General features: G+C 38.8%; 24 protein-coding genes and 1 pseudogene. 3 read left to right on the top strand and 22 right to left on the bottom strand.

Annotated elements, in window-relative coordinates; all coding sequences use genetic code 11:
• The 12 genes and pseudogenes from AX663_RS10220 to AX663_RS01285 form a co-directional block, all read right to left on the bottom strand.
• Nucleotides 1-853 (bottom strand): annotated as a pseudogene (locus AX663_RS10220) (serine protease); the annotation flags it as partial.
• A gap of 260 nt (nt 854-1,113) precedes the next feature.
• Nucleotides 1,114-1,605: a preQ(1) synthase gene (queF, locus tag AX663_RS01335; RefSeq protein ID WP_003097375.1), complete on the bottom strand. Its 492-nt coding sequence runs from the start codon at nt 1,603-1,605 to the stop codon at nt 1,114-1,116.
• A gap of 122 nt (nt 1,606-1,727) precedes the next feature.
• Entirely contained in the window at nt 1,728-2,444 is a 717-nt protein-coding gene (gene queE, locus AX663_RS01330) for a 7-carboxy-7-deazaguanine synthase QueE (RefSeq protein ID WP_022496683.1), read from the bottom strand.
• The gene (gene queD / locus AX663_RS01325; protein ID WP_022496684.1) at nt 2,437-2,880 is read right to left on the bottom strand and encodes a 6-carboxytetrahydropterin synthase QueD; all 444 of its coding nucleotides are present in this window, start codon (nt 2,878-2,880) and stop codon (nt 2,437-2,439) included. The genes queE and queD overlap by 8 nt, the downstream gene beginning before the upstream one ends.
• Nucleotides 2,880-3,533, bottom strand: a complete 654-nt coding sequence (queC, locus tag AX663_RS01320; protein WP_060972485.1) for a 7-cyano-7-deazaguanine synthase QueC — start codon at nt 3,531-3,533, stop codon at nt 2,880-2,882. The genes queD and queC overlap by 1 nt, the downstream gene beginning before the upstream one ends.
• A 175-nt stretch (nt 3,534-3,708) precedes the next feature.
• Nucleotides 3,709-4,089 (bottom strand): RidA family protein, encoded by a 381-nt coding sequence (locus AX663_RS01315; RefSeq protein ID WP_002891112.1) that lies wholly within the window; start codon nt 4,087-4,089, stop codon nt 3,709-3,711.
• A 352-nt stretch (nt 4,090-4,441) separates the two neighbouring features.
• Nucleotides 4,442-5,641 (bottom strand): MFS transporter, encoded by a 1,200-nt coding sequence (locus AX663_RS01310; RefSeq protein WP_021144045.1) that lies wholly within the window; start codon nt 5,639-5,641, stop codon nt 4,442-4,444.
• 109 nt (nt 5,642-5,750) lie between these two features.
• Nucleotides 5,751-6,158 carry a hypothetical protein gene (locus AX663_RS01305; protein ID WP_060972484.1) on the bottom strand — a complete coding sequence of 136 codons (408 nt, stop codon included), beginning with the start codon at nt 6,156-6,158 and terminating at the stop codon, nt 5,751-5,753.
• Between the two features lie 26 nt (nt 6,159-6,184).
• Nucleotides 6,185-7,531 (bottom strand): asparagine--tRNA ligase, encoded by a 1,347-nt coding sequence (gene asnS / locus AX663_RS01300; protein WP_002891115.1) that lies wholly within the window; start codon nt 7,529-7,531, stop codon nt 6,185-6,187.
• 36 nt (nt 7,532-7,567) lie between these two features.
• Nucleotides 7,568-8,749 carry a pyridoxal phosphate-dependent aminotransferase gene (locus AX663_RS01295; RefSeq protein WP_060972483.1) on the bottom strand — a complete coding sequence of 394 codons (1,182 nt, stop codon included), beginning with the start codon at nt 8,747-8,749 and terminating at the stop codon, nt 7,568-7,570.
• Between the two features lie 4 nt (nt 8,750-8,753).
• Nucleotides 8,754-9,236: a cell wall elongation regulator TseB-like domain-containing protein gene (locus tag AX663_RS01290; RefSeq protein WP_004182029.1), complete on the bottom strand. Its 483-nt coding sequence runs from the start codon at nt 9,234-9,236 to the stop codon at nt 8,754-8,756.
• Between the two features lie 157 nt (nt 9,237-9,393).
• Entirely contained in the window at nt 9,394-11,880 is a 2,487-nt protein-coding gene (locus tag AX663_RS01285) for a bifunctional DnaQ family exonuclease/ATP-dependent helicase (protein WP_060972482.1), read from the bottom strand.
• A gap of 95 nt (nt 11,881-11,975) precedes the next feature.
• On the opposite strand from AX663_RS01285, the gene AX663_RS01280 reads away from it, so the two are divergent.
• Nucleotides 11,976-12,611: an MBL fold metallo-hydrolase gene (locus AX663_RS01280; protein WP_060972481.1), complete on the top strand. Its 636-nt coding sequence runs from the start codon at nt 11,976-11,978 to the stop codon at nt 12,609-12,611.
• A gap of 106 nt (nt 12,612-12,717) precedes the next feature.
• On the opposite strand, the gene AX663_RS01275 is transcribed toward AX663_RS01280, so the two are convergent.
• From AX663_RS01275 to AX663_RS01240, 8 genes are all read right to left on the bottom strand, one after another.
• Nucleotides 12,718-13,674 carry an ABC transporter permease gene (locus AX663_RS01275; RefSeq protein ID WP_004182401.1) on the bottom strand — a complete coding sequence of 319 codons (957 nt, stop codon included), beginning with the start codon at nt 13,672-13,674 and terminating at the stop codon, nt 12,718-12,720.
• Between the two features lies 1 nt (nt 13,675).
• Complete coding sequence (locus AX663_RS01270) at nt 13,676-14,743, bottom strand: ABC transporter permease (RefSeq protein WP_060972480.1); 1,068 nt, start codon at nt 14,741-14,743, stop codon at nt 13,676-13,678.
• Nucleotides 14,736-16,274 (bottom strand): ABC transporter ATP-binding protein, encoded by a 1,539-nt coding sequence (locus AX663_RS01265; RefSeq protein ID WP_004182049.1) that lies wholly within the window; start codon nt 16,272-16,274, stop codon nt 14,736-14,738. Before AX663_RS01265 ends, AX663_RS01270 begins: the two co-directional genes overlap by 8 nt.
• Before the next feature lie 98 nt (nt 16,275-16,372).
• Nucleotides 16,373-17,437, bottom strand: a complete 1,065-nt coding sequence (locus AX663_RS01260) for a BMP family lipoprotein (RefSeq protein ID WP_277619134.1) — start codon at nt 17,435-17,437, stop codon at nt 16,373-16,375.
• A 67-nt stretch (nt 17,438-17,504) separates the two neighbouring features.
• The gene (locus AX663_RS01255) at nt 17,505-17,903 is read right to left on the bottom strand and encodes a cytidine deaminase (protein WP_021144038.1); all 399 of its coding nucleotides are present in this window, start codon (nt 17,901-17,903) and stop codon (nt 17,505-17,507) included.
• Nucleotides 17,904-17,907: 4 nt separating this feature from the next.
• Nucleotides 17,908-18,552, bottom strand: coding sequence for a deoxyribose-phosphate aldolase (deoC, locus tag AX663_RS01250; protein ID WP_014634599.1), 645 nt, complete (start codon nt 18,550-18,552; stop codon nt 17,908-17,910).
• Nucleotides 18,553-18,585: 33 nt separating this feature from the next.
• On the bottom strand, nt 18,586-19,863 hold the full coding sequence (locus AX663_RS01245) for a pyrimidine-nucleoside phosphorylase (RefSeq protein WP_014634600.1): 1,278 nt from the start codon (nt 19,861-19,863) through the stop codon (nt 18,586-18,588).
• Complete coding sequence (locus tag AX663_RS01240) at nt 19,860-20,450, bottom strand: class I SAM-dependent methyltransferase (protein ID WP_014633038.1); 591 nt, start codon at nt 20,448-20,450, stop codon at nt 19,860-19,862. Before AX663_RS01240 ends, AX663_RS01245 begins: the two co-directional genes overlap by 4 nt.
• Before the next feature lie 112 nt (nt 20,451-20,562).
• Here AX663_RS01240 and coaA point away from each other — a divergent pair, with 112 nt between their 5' ends.
• Together coaA and rpsT are read left to right on the top strand one after the other, a co-directional pair.
• Nucleotides 20,563-21,483 (top strand): type I pantothenate kinase, encoded by a 921-nt coding sequence (coaA, locus tag AX663_RS01235; RefSeq protein WP_038676170.1) that lies wholly within the window; start codon nt 20,563-20,565, stop codon nt 21,481-21,483.
• A 69-nt stretch (nt 21,484-21,552) separates the two neighbouring features.
• Nucleotides 21,553-21,789, top strand: a complete 237-nt coding sequence (gene rpsT, locus AX663_RS01230) for a 30S ribosomal protein S20 (protein WP_004182129.1) — start codon at nt 21,553-21,555, stop codon at nt 21,787-21,789.
• Between the two features lie 77 nt (nt 21,790-21,866).
• Here rpsT and AX663_RS01225 read toward each other — a convergent pair whose 3' ends face one another.
• Both AX663_RS01225 and AX663_RS01220 read right to left on the bottom strand, forming a co-directional pair.
• Nucleotides 21,867-23,282, bottom strand: a complete 1,416-nt coding sequence (locus tag AX663_RS01225) for a sensor histidine kinase (RefSeq protein ID WP_060972479.1) — start codon at nt 23,280-23,282, stop codon at nt 21,867-21,869.
• Complete coding sequence (locus AX663_RS01220; RefSeq protein WP_060972478.1) at nt 23,272-23,946, bottom strand: response regulator transcription factor; 675 nt, start codon at nt 23,944-23,946, stop codon at nt 23,272-23,274. The genes AX663_RS01225 and AX663_RS01220 overlap by 11 nt, the downstream gene beginning before the upstream one ends.
• Nucleotides 23,947-24,096: the final 150 nt, after the last annotated feature.

The raw sequence follows: 24,096 nt of genomic DNA, 5'->3' as shown, positions 1-24,096 counted from the left end.
CTGATGAAGTTGAGTCAGCAGTTGAGGCTGCTTCTGAACTTGCTGATGAAGTTGAATCTACAGTTGAAGCTACTTCTGAACTTGCTGACGAAGTTGAATCTACAGTTGAAGCTACTTCTGAGCTTGCAGACGAAGTTGAGTCAACAGTTGAGGCTACTTCTGAGCTTGCTGATGACGTTGAATCCACGGTTGAGGCTACTTCTGAGCTTGCTGATGAAGTTGAATCCACAGTTGAAGTTGTTGGAGCTTCAGAATCTGTGCTTGAAGCTTTAACAAGCACCCACTTACCATTTGAATAATAATAGTAATCGCCATTATCTTTCAAATAATAGTGAGTACCATTTTCGTAACGATAGTGAGGGTCATTTCTCAAAACCTCATATCCTGTCGTTGGTGTATTGTTAGAACCACTATTGTTGTTATTATAGTCACCACCACGAACCCAACGACCGTTATAGTTAACATAGTAGCTACCATCACTCAAGATGTAGTACAAATACCCATTGCTATAGCGGTAAGTACCTGATTCGTTGTAGTTGTTGTAACCAGGATTATAGTTGTTATAACCATAATTATAGTTATAATTATAGCCATAGTTATAGTTTGGATAGTAATTATTGTAACCGTAGTTATAGCCATAATTGTAATTATAGCCTGGATAATACCCATTGTATCCGTAGTTATAACCATAGTTTGGATAATAGTTGTTATACCATGGATTATAAGAATAGTTATTATAGTAACCTCGGCCATAATAACTATCTGCCTGTGCATGATCATTACCAACTACCGTTGGTGCTAATATTGCTGCCCCTAAAACAGCGCACGAAAATAGACGTAAACTTTTTCTCATTGTCTTCATCCCCTTTTTTAAAAACAAATATACCTTTTATAAGCAAGCGCTTACGCTTCTGTTTTACTTTAATTGTAGGAGATAATACTTCTATTGTCAAATTATTTTAATAATAGAACTTTCTAAGAACAGACCAATAAAAAACTAACAATGACCTTACTTTTACTTGTAAAAAATGATTAATCAGCTTTCTTTTACACCCTAAAGACAGGTGTTTAACAAAATAAAAAAGCCCTTAACATAAGGACTTTAGCATGATATTAACGATTATCAATATTTTCTGGGTAAAGATCGTGATTAAAAAGACGTTGCTCTGCCATCTTTTCATACTTAGTTTCTGGACGGCCATAATTATAATAAGGGTCAATAGAAATACCACCACGAGGTGTAAATTTACCCCAAACTTCTAAGTAACGGGGGTTCAAAAGCTCCACCAAATCTTTACCAATGGTATTAATACAGTTTTCATGGAAATCTCCGTGATTACGGTAACTAAAGAGGTAAAGCTTTAGAGATTTAGACTCAACGCAAAGCTGGTCTGGAATATAAGAAATATAGATACTTGCAAAATCAGGTTGGCCAGTAATAGGACAAAGTGACGTAAATTCTGGACAGTTGAATTTGATAAAGTAATCATTATCAGTGTGACGATTATCAAAAGACTCCAAGACTTGTGGAGAGTATTCAAAAATATAAGGTGTCTCCTTATTACCAAGGAGAGTGAGGTTTTTCATTTCTTCTTGTTGTGACATTTTTCTTCCTTCGTTATTAATTTTTCTAGACCTTTATATAGTCGATTTTTAATCTTAATTTCTAATCTTAATCATCAAAAAAGTCAAAATACTATCAATTCTAATCTTATAGACTGTGAAGATTAGACACCACGCTCATTATCATAGAGTAGGGTATGAAGCTGAGGGAGGACACGCACATTGCCCCACGAATTATCAGCAGCTACAGTCTCCCATAGTTCTTTTAGGCGATTTAATTGATGTTGGACAATATTACCCTCTGCTTTAGGTTCAGGATTACCAGCTGAAAGAAACATGACATCTGGCTGATAACGTTCCTGAATCATTTTAGCAAAGGCTAAATCTGTATCATCGAAAACAGGAACCTTGAAGGTAACTTTATCAGGATCAAGCTGAGAAACAATAAAGTCAAGGGTTTCCATATTGACTTCCATCTTGGATGATGGCGGTTTAGGACTTAAGGTTACTTGGTCAATTTCCTTTAGCCACTCCTGCCAGCGAGAACCCTGTGTTTCAACGGCCAGGGTTACGCCTCTTGCCTTGAGTTTTGAAACGAGTTCAGCCATATTAGCCGCTAGCAGAGCTGGGTTTCCTCCAGATAGAGTAACATAGTCGTAAGTTCCTAGCGCATCCAAAGCTTTAATGACTTCGTCAGCTGTCATACGAGTTGGCTTTTCTGAACCATCCCAAGTGAAGGCAGAATCACACCAATCACAGTGGTAATCACATCCTGCTGTCCTTACAAACATGGTTTTTTGACCAATTGCTCGCCCTTCCCCTTGAAAGGTTGGTCCAAAAATTTCAAGCACTGGTAGTTTGAGTACACGTTCTCTAGTCATCCAACCACTCCCGTCTAAACTCTGCAAAGGCTGTTGGTGTTTCATAAAGGCGTACATATTCCAAACGAAGTCCTCTCTCCTCTGGCAGATGTTGACTCGTCATCTGGAAAATCCAGAAAACCATATTTTCCGCAGTTGTGTTCATATAAGGCAGAGTCTCATTGAGATAACGGTGATCCAGATGAGGTTCCAAATGATCCTTGTAAATGCTCTTAAGGTCACCAAAATCATAGGTCATGCCACGCTCATCCAAGTAACCACTCACTGCTATTTGAAGATGGTAGGTATGACCATGAAGCGATTTGCATTTGCCTTCATAATGAAAAAGATGGTGGGCAGCATCAAAAGTAAACTCTTTAGAAACCATTGTACGGTGAGAATTGTAAACCAAAGACTCACCTGTTTCTTTTTTGATTTCTTTCGGTGCAAAGAACATTAAGCTTCTCCTCTTTCTGCTAGATATTTTTCAAGTCCTTTTTGACGCAAATGGCAGGCAGGACATTCCCCACAACCAGTCCCAATAATACCGTTATAGCAAGTTAGCGTTTTTTCACGAACATAGTCGAAAGCTCCAAGTTGATCAGCCAAAGCCCAAGTCTCAGCCTTATCTAACCACATGAGAGGAGTTTGGATAACGAAATCATAGGCCATGGCAAGATTAAGTGTAACATTAAGCGATTTGACAAAAACATCACGACAGTCTGGATAACCGGAAAAGTCTGTCTCACAAACTCCCGTAACAATGTCAGTGATACCACGTTGCTTAGCTAGAACAGCTGCAAAAGAAAGGAAAAGATGATTACGCCCGTCCACAAAAGTATTAGGAACTTCTCCTTCTTCTGCCTCAATCTCAATATCAGATGTTAAGGCATTTTCAGTGATTTGACCAAGCAAAGACATGTCCAAAACATGGTGTTTAAGCCCTTGTTCTTGCGCAATCTCTTTAGCTACTTCAATTTCCAGGCTATGACGTTGCCCGTAAGCAAAAGTAACTAATTCAACTGTTTCATAATGTTTTAGAGTCCAAAATAGGCAAGTAGTAGAATCTTGACCGCCACTAAAGACGACCAAAGCTGATTGACGTTTCATAATATTCCTCTTTATTCGTGATGTCTGAGACACATAAAAAGGCCCCTTGGGGGAGCCAAAAAAAACGCCAGTAATGGTTTTTTTTAGCGATGGTGTCTCCCAAACATCGAAAATGATTTATCTTTAATAGTCTATCATAGTTGAGAAAAAAAGAAAAGAGCCAAGGCTCTCTTCATTAATCAATCTCAGCGATAACTTCGATTTCAATTTTAACATCTTTTGGCAAACGTGCCACTTCTACCGCAGAACGTGCTGGGAAATCAGATGTAAAGGCAGTTGCATACACTTCATTAAATGGAACGAAATCGTTAATGTCACTTAGGAAGCAAGTTGTTTTGACAACGTGATCAAAGTCTGTACCAGCTTCCGCCAAAATAGCACCAACATTTTTAAGAACTTGTTCTGTTTGCTCTTGAATTGTTTCACCAATGATTTCACCTGTTTCTGGTGACAATGGTACTTGACCAGAAGCAAACAAAAGATTGCCAACAATTTTACCTTGAACATAAGGTCCGATTGCTGCTGGTGCTTTATCAGTATGAATAGTTTTTGCCATGATAGTTCTCCTTTGACTAATATGTTGCTATTATAACAAAATATTCTGAAAATTGAAACATATAATTCCAAAAAGAAAAGAATCAGCGCTAGGCTAATCCTTCTCTTACTATTTCAGATACTTTTTGACATAGCTATAGTAGTCTGGTTTTTCTTTTTTATTAAGTGCAAAGAGCATTTGGCCTAAAGATTTCACACGACTTGATTCTTATTGTAAAGGATGTGCCTACTTTACCACAATTTATCAGATAAAAAAACTCTCCCTGCACAGCAGAGAGAGTTCGTTCGGATTTTGTTAAGCAAGATGCTATTATCCAATTTAAACTTATGTAGACTAATAAAAGTCTGGAATATTAATCCATCTTTGTCCCTTTATTTATTATCTTGCCCATTTTCCACAATCCAATCAGTAAGAGAGGGAAAGAGAATAGCGTTACAAGGCCCAGGATGATAAAGACTACTACAAATCCATAACTATCGATGAACCAACCCGTCAGTGGGAAGATGACAATCATGGATAGACTAAACATCATCGAATTGATGCTCAGCATGGTTGCCCGTACACTGGATGGTAAATAGCCTTGTAAATCATTGTAGTAAATGGGTTGATAAACCGCATAAAGTGCATTGGTCAAAAGATAAACACTTAGATAGGCGAATGGAGTTCTCAACCATACCAACAGCAAGGCCAACCCTGTCAGCGCAACCAGAATTGGAAAGACTTGATTGCTATTCCATTTTTTCCCGATTTGACTAGCTAGATAAACAGCTAGAAGATTTAAGAGACTACCAACAAGCATGATGAGCGATACTTGCCAACTGGCTAGGTCACTGATTTTCTGTTGGTAGTAAAAATAAAACATACACATGATGGTTCCTAGCAGTTGATAGGTGAGCATCCAGTAAAATAAGACCGGTTTCTCCTGCCATTCTTGTTTCACCACCACCAATATCCGTTTTAAGGTTAAGCGATCTCTTTCATCACTCTTAGTTTCTGGCTCCTTCATCAGAAAAATCAAGAGAATGGAAACTAATGAAAGGCCAATCGCAATATGATAGGTCCAGGCCAAGGCTCCGTGAACAAAGAAACCAGCAACAACTGTACCTAGAGTTCGGGTGACTTCTGCCACACCAGACAAAAAGCTAGAAATCTGAAGATAGCGGTCCTTTTGACCTGCTTCAACTGCTGAATCATATAAGAAAGCCGTACTGGTCCCCGAGTCAAAATTGTAAGACCAAGCATTGACCATCATGGCAATCGCATAGATCCAAAAATTTCCCTGACCAAGTAAGATCAAGACAGAGGATCCAATACTGGCCAAGCGAGCCAAATAGAGATTGGTCTTGTAGCTAAACCGATCGGCCAACATACCTGATGGAATCTCACACAAGAGACTTGTCCCATGAAAGATACTTTCTAGTAAACCGATTTGAAGTAAGGAAAGACCATTCTGAATGAAAAATAAAATCCAAAAACTGGTGATTCCAAAATAAGATGTGAATTCCAGTCCTGCTAGAAGTGGAATATTGCCTTTGTAAGTTCTTTTAAACATCGTTTTCTCACTTTCAATATGTAATTTGATTGTTTCTAAAAGACTTACTTAGAGTTGCCTACATTTTCCTAACCTCCTTAATTTAAAGTAAAAACGCCAGTTGGCGTTTTTATTTCAGATACTTTTTGACATAGCTATAGTAGTCTGGTTTGTCTTTTTTATTAAGTGCAAAGAGCATTTGACCCTTAAGGGGTTCTTTCTCATCATTTGGTTGTAGAAAAAGAGCAACCTCTTTGGATTTAGTTGGGAAAAATACTGTATAAGACGTTTCTTTTCCCTGATCTTTTACTTTTAGCGAATAATAGGTAAAGTCATCTTTAGACTTGGGACCATCCACTGTATAGTTATAATCCTGCTCACCAATCTTGACCTTATCTTTCTTGAAGACAATCGTATAATCCTTCTTTAAGGCATCTTGTGCCTGCCATTCACCCTCTAGTGAGGGAGCAGACTTGCTGCAAGCTACCATTGAAACCATACAAAGTAAGGCCAAAAGACCAAGTAACCATCTTTTCATACTTTTGCACTCCTAAAGAATTTTACTTATGGTTTGATACGGTGCAACATACGGGGGAATGGAATAGCTTCACGAATGTGTTTTGTTCCAGCTACGAAAGTAACCATACGTTCAATACCAATACCAAAACCACCGTGTGGTACTGAACCATATTTACGAAGGTCAAGGTAGAATTCGTATTCTGAACGATCCATTCCGAGTTCATCCATTTTAGCTACAAGAGCATCGTAGTCATCTTCACGCATTGAACCACCGATGATTTCACCATAACCTTCTGGAGCCAAAAGGTCTGCACAAAGAACGCGCTCAGGATTACCAGGAACTGGTTTCATGTAGAAGGCCTTGAAGCTTGCTGGATAATTAACAACGAATGTTGGAACACCAAAATAGTTTGAAATCCAAGTTTCGTGTGGTGAACCAAAGTCATCTCCATGTTCGAGGTGCTCGTAATCAGTATCTTCATCATTTTCATGTGCTTGAAGAAGATCGATAGCTTCATCATATGACACGCGCTTGAATGGCTCAGCAATGTATTTCTTAAGAAGATCTACATCACGTTCAAGGATTTCAAGAGCTTGTGGCGCACGATCAATAACACCTTGAATAAGAGCTTTAACATAAGCTTCTTGCAAATCAAGTGACTCATCATGTGACAAGAATGAATACTCAGCATCCATCATCCAGAACTCAGTCAAGTGACGACGAGTTTTAGATTTTTCGGCACGGAAAACAGGACCAAAGTCAAAGACACGACCAAGAGCCATGGCACCAGCTTCAAGGTAAAGCTGACCAGATTGGCTTAGGTAAGCAGGTGTACCAAAGTAATCCGTTTCAAACAATTCTGTTGAATCTTCAGCTGCATTTCCTGACAAAATTGGACTATCAAATTTGATGAAACCATTTTTATCAAAGAATTCGTAAGTTGCGTAAATAATCGCATTACGAATTTGTTGGACAGCCATTTGTTTACGTGAACGCAACCAAAGGTGACGATTATCCATCAAGAAGTCAGTTCCGTGTTCTTTTGGTGTGATTGGATAATCATGTGATTCACCGATGACTTCTACTGCTGTCACATCCAACTCGTAACCAAATTTTGAACGTTCGTCTTCTTTGACCACACCAGTCACATAAACTGATGTTTCTTGGCTAAGGCGTTTAACAGTATCAAATTTTTCAGTACCTTCTTCTTCACCGTATTTTTCGATGAAGTTAGGTTTGAAAGCTACCGCTTGGAAGAAGGCAGTTCCATCACGCAATTGAAGAAAGGCCAATTTCCCTTTACCTGATTTGTTAGCTACCCATGCACCGATAGTGATTTCTTCGCCCACGTGTTTAGGCACATCAATAATTGAAACTAATTGTTTAGACATGTAATTACTTCTCTTTTCTTTTGATCTATATTAATTCTATTTTTCCATAAAGGCTTTGATTCGGCGGACTGCTTCTTTCAAAGTATCCAAGTCTGTTGCATAGCTAAGTCGAATATTTTCAGGCGCGCCGAATCCTACACCTGTTACCAAAGCGACTTCAGCCTCCTCAAGAATAGCGTTTGTAAAATCATTAACATTTGTGTAGCCTTTGATTTCCATCGCTTTTTTAACATTAGGGAAGAGGTAAAAGGCACCTTGAGGTTTGATGACTTCAAAGCCAGGCACTTCAGCTAGGAGTGGATAAATCGTATTCAAACGTTCCTCAAAGGCCTGACGCATTTCTTCGATAGAAGATTGATCACCTGTTAAGGCTTCAATAGCAGCATATTGAGAAACTGCTGTAAGATTTGATGTCGTTTGACTGATAATCTTAGCCATACCTGAAATAATTTCTGGATCTCCGACAGCAAAACCAACACGCCAACCTGTCATAGCATAGGTCTTGGAAACACCATTAATCACAATTGTTTGCTTACGAATGGCATCTGAAAGACTTGAAATTGGAGTAAAGGTATTGCCATTATAGACCAAACGGCCATAGATATCATCTGCTAAAATCAAAATATCGTGCTCAACCGCCCAGTCACCGATTGCTTGCAATTCTTCCTTGCTGTAAATCATTCCTGTTGGATTTGATGGAGAATTAAGCAAGACAACTTTAGTTTTTTCAGTGCGAGCAGCTTCAAGTTGTTCAACTGTTGCTTTAAAGTGATTAGCTTCAGTCGTTTGGAAAGTGACTGGAACACCCTCAACCATTTTAACTTGGTCTACATACGAAACCCAGCAGGGTGTTGGAATAATGACTTCATCACCAGGATTGATGACCGTAGCAAAGAAAGCATATAAGATAAACTTCGCACCAGTGCCGACAACAACCTCATTTGGTTTTACAGCATAGCCATAGAAGTTTTCCATGTAAGTGCTAATCGCATCCTTAAGTTCTGGAAGTCCAGAAGCTACGGTATAGAAACTTGCCTTACCATTTTCAATAGAGGCAATGGCAGCATCTTGAATGTTCTTAGGTGTTACAAAATCTGGTTCACCAAGTGTCAAACTCAAGATATCACGTCCTTGAGCTTTAAGAGCTTTAGCACGCGCACTGGCAGCTAAAGTAACACTTTCTTCCATTTGTAATACACGATTTGATAATTTTGTCATTTCATTATAGTCCTTCCACTTTAATAACCTGACCTGAGATAAAATCAACCAGATAATACTGGGTTCCTGACTTCACTTCCCAAATAGGAGTTTTGCCATACTTTCCTAGGTGGACATAGGATATATCCTTAGCACCATAGGCTTTAGCAGCTTTCTTAGCCACTGACTTACTAATACCATCCGATTGCTTGTAGATATCAACCTCACCTGAATCATGACTCACGATAACAGCCAGTTTCTCACCTTGACCAGACTTTCCAAGAAGTCCGTAATAGGTAGCCTCACCATGGTAGATATCAAATTCAGTAACAGTCTTAATATCTGCTTTGCTCTCTGCTATGGCAATAACCTTCTTTTCAGCGTCTACGTAAGGCTTAGTCGCTACAATAAGAATAGCAGTCAAAGAGGCAATTAAGGTCACAACGATTACAATTATTCCAAAAATGAACTGTTGCTTTTTGGTCCAGGGTGAACGTTGTTTACGCATAATGCCTCCTAAAAAAGTTTCTGAATTTATTATATCAGAAAATGATAAATCTTTACATAGCAATATAGCTAGTATTGAGCAATTAAGTCTATCTTTTTTATAAGTCAGTAAAATTTATAAAACCTAAGTAATCTTAGAAAAGGTTGGTTTTAAAAAGTTAACTTTCTTGTTCTAAGAAATCCTGAATATCCTCTTTGACTTCCTCGAACTTAGCGGGCTTAAGCGCAACTTCTTGTGTCACTTCTTTTAGAAATAGTTTTCCATAACTCTTAACGAGCGGGCGATTATCCATAAGAAGAATAGCCGAGCGCTGTTCTGGACGTCTTTGAGCACGTCCAATAGCTTGTTTAAAACGTAAAACCGTCATGGGAAGACTGTAACTATCAAAGGTGCTCTTTCCTTGCTTAGAAAACCAAGATTCAATCTTTTGATAGAATGGATCCTTAGGATTGTCAAACGGCAGACGTGCAATAACCTCAATTACCCTATCTTGTTGGGCAAAGTCAACACCTTCCCAGAACGACCCCATACCAAGAAGGAGATTGGTCTCACCTCTATCAAAACGTTTTTTGACATTAAAAGCAGTCCCATTTTTCTCTTGAGTTAGGTGACGAACTTCCCTATGATCCAATAAATCTGAAACAGCCATCATACTCTTTCGAGACGTGAATAGTACTAAAATTGGATATTCCATTTCAGATAGCTTCTGGAGACGTTTTGCAAGAGCAACTTCATACTCTTCCTCAGAAGAAACACCAATCATAGGCATACTTTGATCAATCCAAATAGCTTGATTGGGTAAAGTGTCCATTGAGAGGCTAACCTTGCGTACCTGATCTAATCCCAACAAATCAGCCACATCTACATCAGGTCCCACATCAATAGTTGCTGAAACAATTATCACTTTTTGGGCACTTGGTAGATAAGCAGAAAGCTCTAAGAGCTCTTTGCGTGACGCCTTTAAATAAGTCACACGATGTTCTTGATAATAATCTGTTTCAAGCCAGAAATGGCTGTAAAGCGGTGTCTTCAGTGGAGACAACATCTCCATCAAATCACTTTCACCTTCCAGTTCAGAAATGGTTTGTAGCAAACGATCTAATTGCTGGCGATTATACTGCTTCTGAGGAAATTGTTGATGTTCTTGGATTAGATGGCTAACTTCAAACTGCAGATTTTCGAGCAATCGTTGTTGAAGCAAGCTTTGACTACCACTATCAAGAATTCGATGAATATGTTGCAACAGGACAGTAAGATTGACTTGATGACGTGAAAATTGTTCCAAAGCCAGAACCATCTTTTGCCCCTCATCAATCACAAGAGTTTTTCCTCGAACAAAATCATGATCATCTTCCATACGCGTCAACAGATAAGCATGGTTGGTCACAACTACCCTAGCTTCCTGGGCTTTTTGGTAGGACTGTTGCCAAAAATCATATTCAGCAAAAAGACTATCAGCTTTTAACTTACCATCGTGCTTAATCTCATCAAAATAAGCCATATAGCGCTGTTTTTGTCTGATTTCGTCAAGATCCCCTGTCTCTGTTTCAGTCAACCACACCAAAAGTTGCATTTTGTAACGATTAATCAAACGGTTACTATCCTGACGAAGTAAGGTTTGGTAGAAGGCATCTAACTTGATATAATTCTGAGGTCCTTTGAGACTATGGAAGTTAATATTAAAGACATCCGATAAGGCTGTAGCTTCCTGATTCATAATCTGATTTTGAAGGAGCTTGGTCGGAACAGCCACCACCACTTTTTCTACATCAGATTGCGCCAACAAAGGAAGCAAATAGCCATAGGTTTTTCCGATTCCAGTCTGAGCCTGAATCATGGAAATATCAGTATTATCAAGCTCCCTTCTTACTGCCTCAGCAAACTCTTTTTGTTTAAGCCGTGATTCCAAATCTAAGAGAGCAATATTGGTATCAAAATCTTGAGACAGTTTTCGTTCTGCCTTATAAGTCAAAGGTCTACGAAGAACAATTCCAGATTCTTCAAGCATGACATATTCTTTTGAAAGACCTAAATTTTGACCTCTTATAGCATCACGAATAACCAACTCAGTCTCAAAAAGAAGATTATCTGAAAAGGTCAAAAGCATCTCAATGGTCTGTCTAGGTAAGCTAGCAATCTTATCCATCAAATGAAACAAAAGCTGTCCGGTCGCTCTCGCATCTTCAATAGCGGTATGGGCCTGAGCTAGGTCAAGATTAAGAACCTTGGATAAATGAGATAGCTTATATTGTTCTAGCGTCGGATAAAAAACCTGAGCCAATTCGACAGTATCCACACGAGGAGTCCTTAGTTCGAAGCCCTCCATGAAAAGTGCCTCTGCAAGCAAATTAGCGTCAAATTTAACATTATGGGCAACAAAAATACAGTCCTCAATCAGTTCAAAAATGGTTCTAGCAATTTCTGAGAAATCTGGGGCTTGAGCCAACTGCTGATCGGTAATCCCTGTTAAATGAATAATGTGATCATCGAGTTCTTGGTGTGGGTTGACATCGCTCGCAAATTCGTCAATCACCTGACCATTTTGCATGATTACGATTCCCACCTGTATAATACTAGCCGTTGACGAAGCGGAGGTTGCTTCCAAGTCAACAATGGCATATTTATTCGTGTTTTTTTCACTCATAGTGACCCTATTATAGCATATCCAAAGCCCCAAAAAAAGACAAAGCCATCATTCTGATATTGGAAAAAGCCTGAAATTCGTGCTACACTAGAGCTATGAAAATAAGACGAATTTTAAATCCTGTTGCTCAGGAAAACACCTATATTTTAGAAAACGATACAGCCTGTCTAGTCATTGATCCAGGAAGTGATACTTCTAGTATCTTAACTGAACTTAAAGCAATCGACAAACCAGTTGCTGCTATCCTTTTGACACATACACACTACGACCACATTATGAGTGTTGAAGCAGTCCGTCAGGCATACAATCATCCTCCTGTTTACGTTGCTGAAGCTGAAAAAGACTGGTTGCTGAATCCTATTGATAATTTATCTGGACTACCTCGTCATGACGATATGGAAGACGTTATTGTCAATCCGGCAGAATACTACTTCGATTTCACTCAAGATTATAACATCGAGGATTTCCAGTTTAAAGTTGTTCCAACCCCAGGACACTCTATTGGAGGTGTTTCTTTTATCTTTGATAAAGAAGAAACTGTATTTTCTGGTGATGCCCTCTTTAAAGAAACAATTGGACGCTGGGACCTCCCAACAGGGAACCACGAACAATTACTCACTAGTATTAAAGAGCAACTCTTTACACTTCCTAACCACTACAGAGTTTTCCCAGGTCATGGATGGGACACCACTATTGGTCATGAGAAGGTCTTTAACCCACATTTTTCATAAAAAAACAAAAGCTTGTCGACACCAACTTTAGTAAGTATTGACAAGCTTTTTTTCTCGAATAAAAAGAAGGCCGATAGACCTTCTTATCTGAAACACTGTAGTGTGTTTATTTAGATTTGATGTAGTTAACACCATCTGCTTTAGGTGCAACGGCTTTACCAAAGAAAGCAGCCAATACAATAATTGTCAAGATATATGGTGCAATTTGCAAATACACATTTGGTACATGTGAAATAAGTGGAAGCTGTTTTCCAATGATTGCCAATGATTGTGACAATCCAAAGAACAAACTTGAAAGCATAGCCCCGATTGGACTCCAACGACCAAAAATCATAGCAGCCAAGGCGATGAAACCAGGACCTGCAATTGTTGTAACAGCAAAGTTGTTAGAGATGGATTGAGCATATACCGCACCACCAACACCACCAAGGAAACCTGAAATCATAACGCCATAGTAACGCATACGGTAGACGTTAATCCCAAGTGTATCGGCTGCCTGTGGGTGTTCACCAACTGAACGAAGTCGCAAACCAAAGCGTGTCTTGAAGATAAGCCACCATGATGCTACTGAAACCAAGATAGCAACATACGCTACCAAAGAAACGTTAGTGAAGAAAACTTTACCCAAGAAAGGGATATGATCCAAGATTGGGAATGATACAGTCTTAAAGTTATGACTGATAGCAGGTGTTTGACCAGCACCATAGATAACACGTGTCAAGAAGACCGCCAAAGATGGTGCGATAAGGTTCAACACTGTACCAGAGACAACATGGTCAGCACGGAAGTTAATTGTCGCAACCGCATGGAGCAATGAATAGAGAACACCAATCAGACCTGCTACAATCGCAGCAATCCAAGGTGTCGCATTTCCAAAACTTTCTGCAAAAGTCAAGTTAAAGAGAACACCTGCGAAAGCACCAATTACCATAATTCCTTCAAGGCCGACATTTACGATACCGCCTCGTTCAGAGAAAGTTCCACCGATACTTGTAAAAATCAATGGTGCTGAGTATTTCAACATAGAGGCAACGATCAAGGCTATAATTGTAATAAAGTCCATATTAGTTCTGTCCTCCTTTAGCTTTCACTGATTTATGACGAGGGCGAACCCAATATCTAATGATGTAGTTAGCACCAACAAAGAAGATAATCAAGGCTGAAACAACATCAATGATTTCAGGTGGCACACCAATCATACCACTCTTACCTACAGACAAGACACCATAAAGAAGGGCAGCAAACGGAATACCAATAGGTGAATTAGTAGCCAAAAGAGCAACCGCCATACCGTTCCAACCAATTGCCAATGAAGAGTTTTGAACAAAGGCATTTTGGAAGGTACCAAGTCCTTCTACTGTTCCTCCAAGTCCACAAAGGGCACCTGAAATAATCATAGACATGATAATAACACGTTTTGATGACATCCCTGCATATTCAGATGCATGAGGGTTAAGACCTACAGATGTAATTTCAAAACCAGTTGTTGTTTTCTTGAGCATGAACCAAACAAGGAAAACTGCTGCAAGAGCAAGGAAGAAACCAATATTAAAACGTGAGCCACCTGTTAAAGAGGATAAGAATTCTGTTTGATAGCTTGCAGAGGCTGCGACCTTATTAGATGCTTCTGATGAACGTAACATGTCGGCTGTAAAACCAAATCGAACAATATTGTTTGCTACATACAAAATGATGTAGTTCATCATGATGGTAACAATGACCTCACTAGTTCCCAAGTAAGCACGAAGAATACCCGGAATTGCACCAGCGATACCACCAGCTACTAGACCGATGATTACTGTACAGAAAACTGAAACTACTTTTGGTAATTCTGGAAATGATAATGCAAACCATACAGCCGAAGTCCAACCTGCTAAAGCCTGACCAGGCAAACCAACGTTAAAGAAACCAGCTTTAGATGCTACAGAAAATCCGAGTGCGATAAGAATCAAGGGACTCATGGCACGAAGAATTTCACCAATATTTTTCAAAGAACCGAAGGCTGTACTGAAGAGATCATAGTAAGCCCAGAATGGATCGTAACCAAAGATTAACATCAATACAGCCCCGATCAACATTCCCAAGAGGACAGCAATCAAAGGAACTGCCCAATTTTGTGTTTTCTTAGACATTTGCTTCCTCCTTATTCAATTGTCCACCAGCCATTAGGATACCAAGATCTTGCTTATTCGTTTCAGCAGGATCTAGGATACCTTGAATTGCACCATCGTAGATAACTGCAATTCTGTCTGACATATCAAGAATTTCATCCAATTCAAAGCTGACTACAATAACAGCCTTACCTTTATCACGCTCAGCGATAATACGTTTACGAATGTATTCAATGGCACCTACGTCAAGACCACGAGTTGGTTGACTGACAATAAGAAGCTCTGGGTCACGGTCAATTTCACGGGCGATAACAGCTTTTTGTTGGTTACCACCAGACAAGTCACCACCAGCAATCAACTCTCCAGCACCACGAACGTCAAATTCTTCCATCAATTCTCGAGCTTTAGCATTGATAACATTATAGTTCAAGATACCATTTTTCGAATTTGGCTCCTTGTAGTAGGTTTGAAGGGCAATATTTTCAGCTACTGTCATTTCAAGAACCATACCGTCACGGTGACGGTCTTCAGGAATATGACCAACACTCATCTCTGTAATCTGACGAGTTGTCTTATGAATAATAGATTCACCCTTGATAGTAATGTCACCAGACTTAACTTTACGTAGTCCAGTAATCGCTTGAACAAGCTCTGTTTGACCGTTACCATCAATACCGGCAATACCGATGATTTCACCCGCACGAACATCTAAAGATAAGTTCTTAACGGCAGGAACACCACGGTTCTCATTAACCACCAAATCTTTAATAGAAAGAACAACTTCTTTTGGATTTGAAGGAATTTTTTCTGTTTTAAAGGAGACATGACGACCAACCATCATTTCGGCCAAGTCAGCATTTGTTGATCCTTCAATTGTCACTGTATCAATTGATTTACCACGACGGATAACTGTGACACGGTCAGAAACCGCACGAATCTCATCCAATTTATGGGTGATAAGGATAATTGACTTGCCTTCTTTGACCAAGGTTTTCATGATGTTTAGAAGTTCAGTAATTTCAGACGGAGTCAATACCGCAGTCGGTTCATCGAAAATCAAAATATCAGCACCACGATACAGAGTCTTAAGGATTTCAACACGCTGTTGAGCACCAACAGAAATATCTGCCACCTTAGCTGTTGGATCTACCGCAAGACCATATCTTTCAGAGAGCTCAGTAATTTCCTTAATAGCCTTCTTCATATCAAGGACACCACCAGCTTTGGTTACCTCACTACCCAGGATGATATTCTCAGCAACTGTAAAAGCTTCAACCAACATAAAGTGTTGGTGAACCATCCCAATCCCCAATTTCGTTGCTTTCGAAGGTGAATCAATCGTCACCTCTTGTCCATTAACCTTAATAATCCCGCTTGTTGGCTGTAAAAGACCTGCAAGCATGTTCATTAAGGTTGACTTACCAGCACCATTTTCACCGAGGAGGGCATGGATTTCTCCTGGTCTCACATCAAGATTGATATGATCATTTGCCACAAATTCACCAAATTTTTTGGTAATATCGTGCATCTCAATGACATTTGGCTTCGTCATACAATCTCCTTTCAAGAATTATTTTTATATCAGCAAAGGGAAATATAAACTGCTTCCCTTTGCTGAGACAAAAATTGTCCCAGTTTAGATATTATGGATTATTTGCTAAGACCATCAGTTGGTTTCAATTCACCATTCTTGATTTGTTCTTTAGCTTTTTCTACTGCATCCTTGATATCAGAAGGAAGCTTAGATGTTACGATGTCAACACCACCATCTTTGATACCATAAGTCTTAGTAGAACCACCTTCAAATTTATCGCCTTTAAGTTGTCCGTTAGCGATATCTTTAACAACTGTACCAACTTTTTTGATTGTTGAAGTCAAAACAAAGTTAGATTTTTTCTTGTCTGAAGATGTATAGTTACCTTCTGCATTTTGGTCACGGTCAACACCGATTACCCAAACTTTCTTATCGCTGTCAGCATCAAGTTTTTCGTTAACTTCTTTAGCTGCTGTGAAGACACCAGTACCAGTACCACCAGCTGCTTGATAGATTACGTCAACGCCTGAAGCGTACATAGTTGAAGCAATTGTTGTACCTTTAGCAGCGTCTGAGAATGATTCAGCATATTGAACTTGTACATCGATGTCTGGTTTTACAGATTTAGCACCTGCTGTGAAACCAGCTTCAAAACGTGTAATTGTATCTGATGTTTGACCACCAATGAAACCAACTTTATTTGTTTTTGATTGCATTGCTGCTGCGATACCTGCAAGGTAAGCACCTTCGTTATCAGCAAACAAAACGCTCTCAACATTCTTTTGGTCTTTGATGACATCATCAATGATTACGTAGTTAACATCTTCATGTTCCTTAGCAGCATCTGAAACAGCATCATGAAGGGCAAAACCAACACCAAAGATGAGGTTGTAACCTTGGCTTTGAGCAGCTGACATATTGTTTGCAAAGTCAGACTCTGAGTTTGATTGGAAGTAAGTAAAGCCAGAATCTTTTTTAAGTTTGTTAGCTTTACCCCACTCTTGGAGTCCTTCCCATGCTGATTGGTTAAATGATTTATCATCTACCCCACCAGTATCTGTAACGATAGCAGCTTTAACTTTAGAATCAGCTGATGATCCACCGCGTCCGCCACGAGCACATGCTGCAAGACCAAGTGCTGCTACAGCAACAAGGCCAAGACCGATAATTTTCTTGTTCAATTTCATCTTGAACACTCCTCCTATAACTTGCAAGAAAACTTGCTTAATAAAGAATAAAACAACTAGACTATTGTAAGTCTGTAAAAGAGTATGGTAACAACTCTCCGACTGTCATCTCGACTGTCGATTTATCTTCAGCGATAAGAATCACTTTAGAATCGGATTTAAAAAACTCAGCCATCACTTGGCGACATGCACCGCATGGTGATATAGGCTCTTTGGTATCACCGTAAACAGCGAGACACTCAAAATCACGGTGTCCTTCAGATACCGCTTTAAAAATAGCCGTTCTTTCTGCACAATTGGTCAATCCAAAAGAGGCATTTTCTATATTGCAGCCTTGAAAGATTTCTCCATTTTTTGTAATCAAAGCCGCACCAACTCTAAACTTAGAGTAGGGAACATAGGCATTTTCTGCTGCCAATCGAGCTGCTTCTATCACTTTCTCTTTGTTAGTAACTGTCATGGCTTTATTGACCTTTCATAATGGCCACTCCTGACGAAGTACCAATACGGGTTGCACCAGCTTTGATAAAGGCTTTAGCCGCCTCAAGTGTACGTGCTCCACCAGATGCCTTGACTCCCATAATAGGACCAACAGCTTCTCGCATAAGTTCAATATCTTCAATGGTAGCACCACCAGTAGAAAACCCTGTAGATGTCTTCACAAAATCTGCACCTGCCAGTTTTGCTAATTGGCAAGCTTCGACCTTTTCTTCATCAGTCAATAGACAAGTTTCAATAATAACCTTCACAAGTTTTCTTCCACTAGCTTCAACAACAGCTTTAATATCGTCTTCAACTAATTTAAGATTTCTAGATTTAAGAGCACCGATATTGATTACCATATCAATTTCATCCGCCCCATTGGCAATAGCATCCTTGGCTTCAAAAGCCTTAACTGCAGAAGTCGATGCTCCCAAAGGAAAACCGATAACCGTACAAACTTTAACAGAACTATCTTTTAGCAATTCAGCTGCCGTTTTGACCCAAGTTGGATTAACACAGACGCTGGCAAACTCATACTTCTTAGCCTCATCAATTAAGGAAAGAATCTGTTCTTTATTAGCATCAGCTTTTAGTAAGGTATGGTCAATATAGCTATTAACAGACATAAACAAACTCCTTGATTAGGATTAAATTAAGTGTTAGCGAATTATTTTTAATATTTCTGTCGTTTCTTTACATTCACTACCCATAATAACATTTTTTTCGAATTCAGTCAGCATTTTTTCAGATAAAATTTCTTGGCTATAGACCTTGGCAATAAGGTCTCCCTGAGTCACAGAATCGCCAACTTTCTTTTCAAATACAATTCCTGTTTCATAATTAAGACTATCTGACTTCGTAGCTCGACCTGCTCCTAATTGCATAGCAAATTTTCCAAATGCCATTGCAGGTAACTCTTTAATGTAACCTGTTTCATGAGCATGAATATCTGTCACGACAGGAGCACTGCTATGACGATAAAGATCAGTCAAATCACCACCTTGAGCTTGAATGAGTTCTTCAAACTTAGCAAGAGCTTTTCCACCCACTAAGTGCTGACGAATCTCTTCCTGACTAGCTTCAACCTGAGCTAAATCTAATAGAATCTCAGCCAACTCACAGATAAAGTCAGTGATATCTTCACGTCCCTTACCTTGCATAATTTCAATAGCCTCTGTGATTTCTAAACGGTTACCAATAGCCTTTCCTAGTGGCTGACTCATATCTGTAATAACTGCAATCGTTTCACGATTGACCTCATGCCCTAGTGCAACCATGGTCTCTGACAATTTTTCAGCGTCAGACATATTTTTCATGAAAGCGCCTTGACCAACAGTAACATCCAGTAAAATCTTATCAGCGCCTGCTGCAATCTTTTTGGACATAACAGAGCTTGCGATTAGAGGAATGGAATCTACTGTTGCAGTGACATCACGCAAGGCATAAAGAAGTTTATCAGCCTTAACCAAATGCTCAGACTGACCAATAAGGGAAATCCCAATGTCTTTAACTTGCTGAATGAATTCTTTCTTACTACGCTCAACCTGATAGCCTTTGATAGACTCTAATTTGTCAATCGTTCCACCTGTGTGTCCGAGACCACGACCACTCATCTTAGCCACTGGAACACCAAAGCTAGCTACAAGCGGCATCAGAATGATGGTTACCTTATCACCAACACCTCCGGTCGAATGTTTATCTACCTTAACACCTGGAATTTCTGACAAATCATATTGTTCACCTGAAGCAACCATATCAGTGGTCAAATCATGGATTTCACGAATAGACATACCTTGATAATAAATCGCCATCGCCAAAGCAGCTATCTGATAGTCTGGTATTTCCCCAGACACATAGCCATTAATGAGATATGAAATTTCCTCTGTGCTTAACTCGCCACCATCTCTTTTCTTTTCAATTAAATCAACTGTTCTCATAATTTCTCACTTCTAAGGATATAATATCCTTTAGCCTTTTTAACGACTTCAGCATTACCAAACACATCCTCCATCTTAGCCTTAGCTGACGGAGCACCTTGTTTTTTCTGAATAACAATAGTTAGGTTACCACCTTGATTGAGATAATCATATGCCTCCTCGATAACTTGATGAACCACCTTCTTGCCCGCACGGATAGGTGGATTAGAAATAATATAGTCAAAACTTCCAGTGACATTTTCATAGATATTTGATTGGAAGATAGTAGCTTCAACCTTATTTCGTTGAGCATTTTGTCTAGCTAAATCAATCGCCCTACTATTGATGTCGATCATAGTGACTTTAACTCCTTGGACCTTGGCTAAACTGATACCGAGAGGACCATAGCCACAACCCACATCTAAAAGCGTTTTGCCAGCTTCCAAATCCAATGCACTCAAAAGCACTTGACTCCCAAAATCAATCATTTTTTTAGAGAAAACCCCAGCATCTGTATAAAACTGAAAACTTTCTCCTAATAAATTAACCTTTAAATCATGAATATCATGAGCCGCATCTGGCGTCTCAGCATAATACATTTTTGACATTATTTTTTCCTTCTAGATAGTACTTTTTCTTTATCGTATCATAAATAGCAAAGTAAGGCTAGTGAAATGACAAGGCTTACATTCGACCTTTTTTTCTGCTATAATATTATTTATGCTAAATGAATTTATCAATTTCGAAACGATATCACGCAAGGAATGGCAACGCCTTCATAAAGAGGACAATGCCCCATTGACTGCAGAAGAACTGGATTCCATTCGAAGCCTTAATGATAAGATTGATGTGCAAGAAGTTAGTGACATTTATCTTCCCCTTATCAATCTCATTCGTATCTATCAGAAAACTGCCAACGATCTAACCTTTTCTAAGAGTATCTTTTTACAAAAATCACAGACTAACCGTCCATTTATTATTGGGGTATCTGGTTCAGTTGCTGTTGGCAAATCCACTACCAGTCGTTTGCTTCAACTCTTGTTGCAGCGTACCTTTCCCCAATCTAATGTTGAACTTGTGACAACTGATGGCTTTCTCTATCCTAACCAAACCTTGAAAGAAAAAGGCATCCTTAATCGTAAGGGCTTCCCTGAGTCCTACGATATGCCACTTCTTCTCAACTTTTTAGATACTATAAAAAATGGTGGTGATGTCAATATTCCTGTTTACTCTCATGAAATTTATGATATTGTACCAGGACTTACCCAAGAAATCAGACAGCCTAATTTTTTAATTGTCGAAGGGATTAATGTTTTCCAGAACCCTATTAACCAACGGCTCTACATGAGTGACTATTTCGATTTTTCTCTCTTCATTGACGCTGAAGTTAATAATATCGAATCCTGGTATCTCGAACGTTTTCAAACCCTTCTTGAGCTCGCCAAAAAAGATGAAAACAACTACTACCATCGTTTCACTAAATTTAGTAAGGATGAAGCTTTATCTTTAGCACAAAAAACCTGGCGTGATATCAATTTGGTTAACCTGGAAAATTATATCGAACCTACACGAAGTCGAGCTGAACTGATTCTTCACAAGGGAGACAATCATAAAATCGACTTCATCCACTTAAAAAAATAGAAAAAGCTTGCCAAGGGGCCTAAAATAACGTATAATGACATAGTTAGATAAATTTTGGAGGTGAAAACATTGGCAAATATTAAATCAGCTATCAAACGCGCTGAACTTAACGTTAAACAAAACGAAAAAAACTCAGCTCAAAAATCAGCTTTGCGTACTGCTATTAAAGCATTCAACGCTAACCCAACTGAAGAAGCTTACCGTGCTGCATCAGCTAGCATCGATAAAGCCGCTTCTAAAGGTTTGATTCATAAAAACAAAGCAAGCCGCGATAAATCACGTCTTGCAGCTAAATTGGCTAACTAATTGAAAGCTCCATTTAGGAGTTTTTTTATTACCTAAAAAACCTGCTAGATTATCGTCTAGCAGGTTTTCTTTATTAATTAAACTCCGGTGATCTTAACTTCAAAAATCGTTCCCTTTGGTTGATTATCTTTAACAACAATTGTTCCTTTAAGGGCTAAAACAATTTGTTGCGCTAGGGATAAGCCAAGTCCAAACCCACCTTTTTGTCTGGTTCTAGCCTTATCTACGCGATAAAATCGATCAAAGATTTTTTTCTTATCACTATCTGATATTCCAGGACCATTATCAGCTACAGAAATATAAAGATGCCGGTCATTAGTGCGGACAGTAAAGGTAACATGTCCGTCATCTTCCGTATATTTAATCGCATTATCAAATAAGATGGTCATTAACTGTTTCAATAACGTTTTATCAGTCTGGATTGGACGACCAACTTGGTTTTGAGCCGTGAAACCTTTCTCATTTTCTTCTGCAATCATGGCATAGTTGGTAAAGACTGTATCAAAGAAAGCAGGTTCTAAGGTTTCGATTTCTGGTTTAATACCATCGTCACGACGAGCCAAGTTCAAAAGATTAGTCGTCAAAAGACGCATGTTGCGTACTTCATCAAGACTTGAAGCAATATTCTCTGAATTATCTAGAATGGTGCTCTCAGGCTTGCGGAAAAGAACTTCTAATCTGTTTTGAATCACAGCAAGCGGTGTCCGTAACTCATGGCTAGCATTCTCAACAAAAGCCTTCTGCTTCTCCAAGCTTTCCTGGATAGGACGTCTTGACCACTTAGCCAAATACATACTAGCCGCAACAGATAAAAGCCAGAAGAAACTCATCATGATGACAATTAGCTTAACATAACGTTCAGTGGCTTCTTCCAATTGAGTTGTATTAATCGCAATAACAAGGTACTTAGCATCAGGATAGAGGCTATTATCTACTTTTTCAGTAATCAGACGGTACTTTTCCGTTTGATCGAAATAATTCTGAGCACTTCCCTTGCTGATAACATCAATGTTATTTTTGTCTATTGGTAAATTGGATAAGCTTGAAAATTTATCAACAACATTAAGGACTTTTCCATTCTTATCAAGTACCAAGACACTAGTATTTGCCGCAACAGATAAATCGTGAGGGGTATCTTCAATTTTTGATTTCTTCTTAGGCTTTTTCTTAGAGCCACTCGAGTCAGGTGTTTCAGCTGTCGACTCTTTAGTATCATAGGCTTGGTAAATGGTTGTCGTATTATTTTGATCTACCTCAGAAGTCAGAAAAAGTTCCCGTTTTAGCATTTCCATTTCTAAATAAGAATTGGTTTTAGTGGCTGCCATTTTCAGACTAGAGTCCACATTGGAATAAACGCCGTAACTCAGAATCTGCAAAATCATGACAGTCATGATAAGGAAAATACCAGAAAAAGTGGCAAAGAAATGAATGAACGACTTAAATCCGTCTGACTTGATTCTCCTAAAGAGATAATTGAAAAATTTAGTCAGCATTCTTCAAAATATACCCCACACTTCTCAAGGTTTGGAGATTGGCAGCAAAGTCTGTTCCTTTAAGTTTCTTACGAATTTTAGAAACATAAACCTCAACAACTGATACTGTGGTATCACTATCAAATCCCCAAAGACGGTCAAAAATTTGTGACTTAGGCAAAATTACGTTTTGATTTTGTAAGAAGTAAACTAATAAATCAAACTCTTTACCAAGAAGTTCTACTTCTTTATCCCCCACAAAGGTTGAATTTGTAGCAAGATTGACACGAACATCACCAAAAGAAAGTGTGTTTTGGTCAAATTTACCAGATCGTTTCAAAAGTGCTTGAATACGCATCTTCAACTCTTCTAAATAGAAAAGTTTGGTTAGATAGTCGTCTGCACCCAGTTCAAAGCCATGACCCTTATCATCTAGACTTTCCTTAGCCGTCATGATAAGTACAGGAGTTGTTACACCTTTTTCACGTAATTCTCTAAGAACCGTGAAACCATCTTTTTCAGGTAACATAAGGTCTAAAAGAATCAAATCATAGACGCCACTTTCAGCTTCGTAGAGACCTTCATCTCCATCAAAGACTTGCATCACATCAGCAAAGTCATCTAAAAAATCAAAAACTGAGTTCGACAAACTCAAATCATCTTCTACTAGTAGTATTTTAATCATAGTTATCCCCCTTGTTAGGTGTCAAAGATACAAATAACACTTTGACTAAGTTTTATCATTATATCTAAAATAGACGTAATCATCTAGTGCTTTGATCTTATTTTATTTAGATTTAGTCTACTAAACTTTCCTTAAGTTTTTCATAACTCT

This window comes from Streptococcus sp. CCH8-H5 (genome assembly GCF_001556505.1).
GTDB lineage: Bacteria > Bacillota > Bacilli > Lactobacillales > Streptococcaceae > Streptococcus.
The sequence above is the reverse complement of the archived record's forward strand: the minus strand, read 5'-3'. Positions and strand labels throughout refer to the sequence as shown.

Bases quoted from the DNA above. Each gene is read 5' to 3' on its own strand.
- AX663_RS01295 (WP_060972483.1), bottom strand. From the start codon at position 8,749: ATGACAAAATTATCAAATCGTGTATTACAAATGGAAGAAAGTGTTACT.
- AX663_RS01275 (WP_004182401.1), bottom strand. From the start codon at position 13,674: ATGGACTTTATTACAATTATAGCCTTGATCGTTGCCTCTATGTTGAAA.
- AX663_RS01285 (WP_060972482.1), bottom strand. From the start codon at position 11,880: ATGAGTGAAAAAAACACGAATAAATATGCCATTGTTGACTTGGAAGCA.
- AX663_RS01240 (WP_014633038.1), bottom strand. From the start codon at position 20,450: ATGTCAAAAATGTATTATGCTGAGACGCCAGATGCGGCTCATGATATT.
- AX663_RS01225 (WP_060972479.1), bottom strand. From the start codon at position 23,282: ATGCTGACTAAATTTTTCAATTATCTCTTTAGGAGAATCAAGTCAGAC.
- AX663_RS01280 (WP_060972481.1), top strand. From the start codon at position 11,976: ATGAAAATAAGACGAATTTTAAATCCTGTTGCTCAGGAAAACACCTAT.
- AX663_RS01290 (WP_004182029.1), bottom strand. From the start codon at position 9,236: ATGCGTAAACAACGTTCACCCTGGACCAAAAAGCAACAGTTCATTTTT.
- queD (WP_022496684.1), bottom strand. From the start codon at position 2,880: ATGTTCTTTGCACCGAAAGAAATCAAAAAAGAAACAGGTGAGTCTTTG.
- AX663_RS01310 (WP_021144045.1), bottom strand. From the start codon at position 5,641: ATGTTTAAAAGAACTTACAAAGGCAATATTCCACTTCTAGCAGGACTG.
- asnS (WP_002891115.1), bottom strand. From the start codon at position 7,531: ATGTCTAAACAATTAGTTTCAATTATTGATGTGCCTAAACACGTGGGC.
- AX663_RS01315 (WP_002891112.1), bottom strand. From the start codon at position 4,089: ATGGCAAAAACTATTCATACTGATAAAGCACCAGCAGCAATCGGACCT.
- queE (WP_022496683.1), bottom strand. From the start codon at position 2,444: ATGACTAGAGAACGTGTACTCAAACTACCAGTGCTTGAAATTTTTGGA.
- queF (WP_003097375.1), bottom strand. From the start codon at position 1,605: ATGTCACAACAAGAAGAAATGAAAAACCTCACTCTCCTTGGTAATAAG.
- coaA (WP_038676170.1), top strand. From the start codon at position 20,563: ATGCTAAATGAATTTATCAATTTCGAAACGATATCACGCAAGGAATGG.
- queC (WP_060972485.1), bottom strand. From the start codon at position 3,533: ATGAAACGTCAATCAGCTTTGGTCGTCTTTAGTGGCGGTCAAGATTCT.
- deoC (WP_014634599.1), bottom strand. From the start codon at position 18,552: ATGTCTGTTAATAGCTATATTGACCATACCTTACTAAAAGCTGATGCT.
- AX663_RS01245 (WP_014634600.1), bottom strand. From the start codon at position 19,863: ATGAGAACAGTTGATTTAATTGAAAAGAAAAGAGATGGTGGCGAGTTA.
- AX663_RS01270 (WP_060972480.1), bottom strand. From the start codon at position 14,743: ATGTCTAAGAAAACACAAAATTGGGCAGTTCCTTTGATTGCTGTCCTC.
- AX663_RS01305 (WP_060972484.1), bottom strand. From the start codon at position 6,158: ATGAAAAGATGGTTACTTGGTCTTTTGGCCTTACTTTGTATGGTTTCA.
- AX663_RS01255 (WP_021144038.1), bottom strand. From the start codon at position 17,903: ATGACAGTTACTAACAAAGAGAAAGTGATAGAAGCAGCTCGATTGGCA.
- AX663_RS01220 (WP_060972478.1), bottom strand. From the start codon at position 23,946: ATGATTAAAATACTACTAGTAGAAGATGATTTGAGTTTGTCGAACTCA.
- AX663_RS01265 (WP_004182049.1), bottom strand. From the start codon at position 16,274: ATGACGAAGCCAAATGTCATTGAGATGCACGATATTACCAAAAAATTT.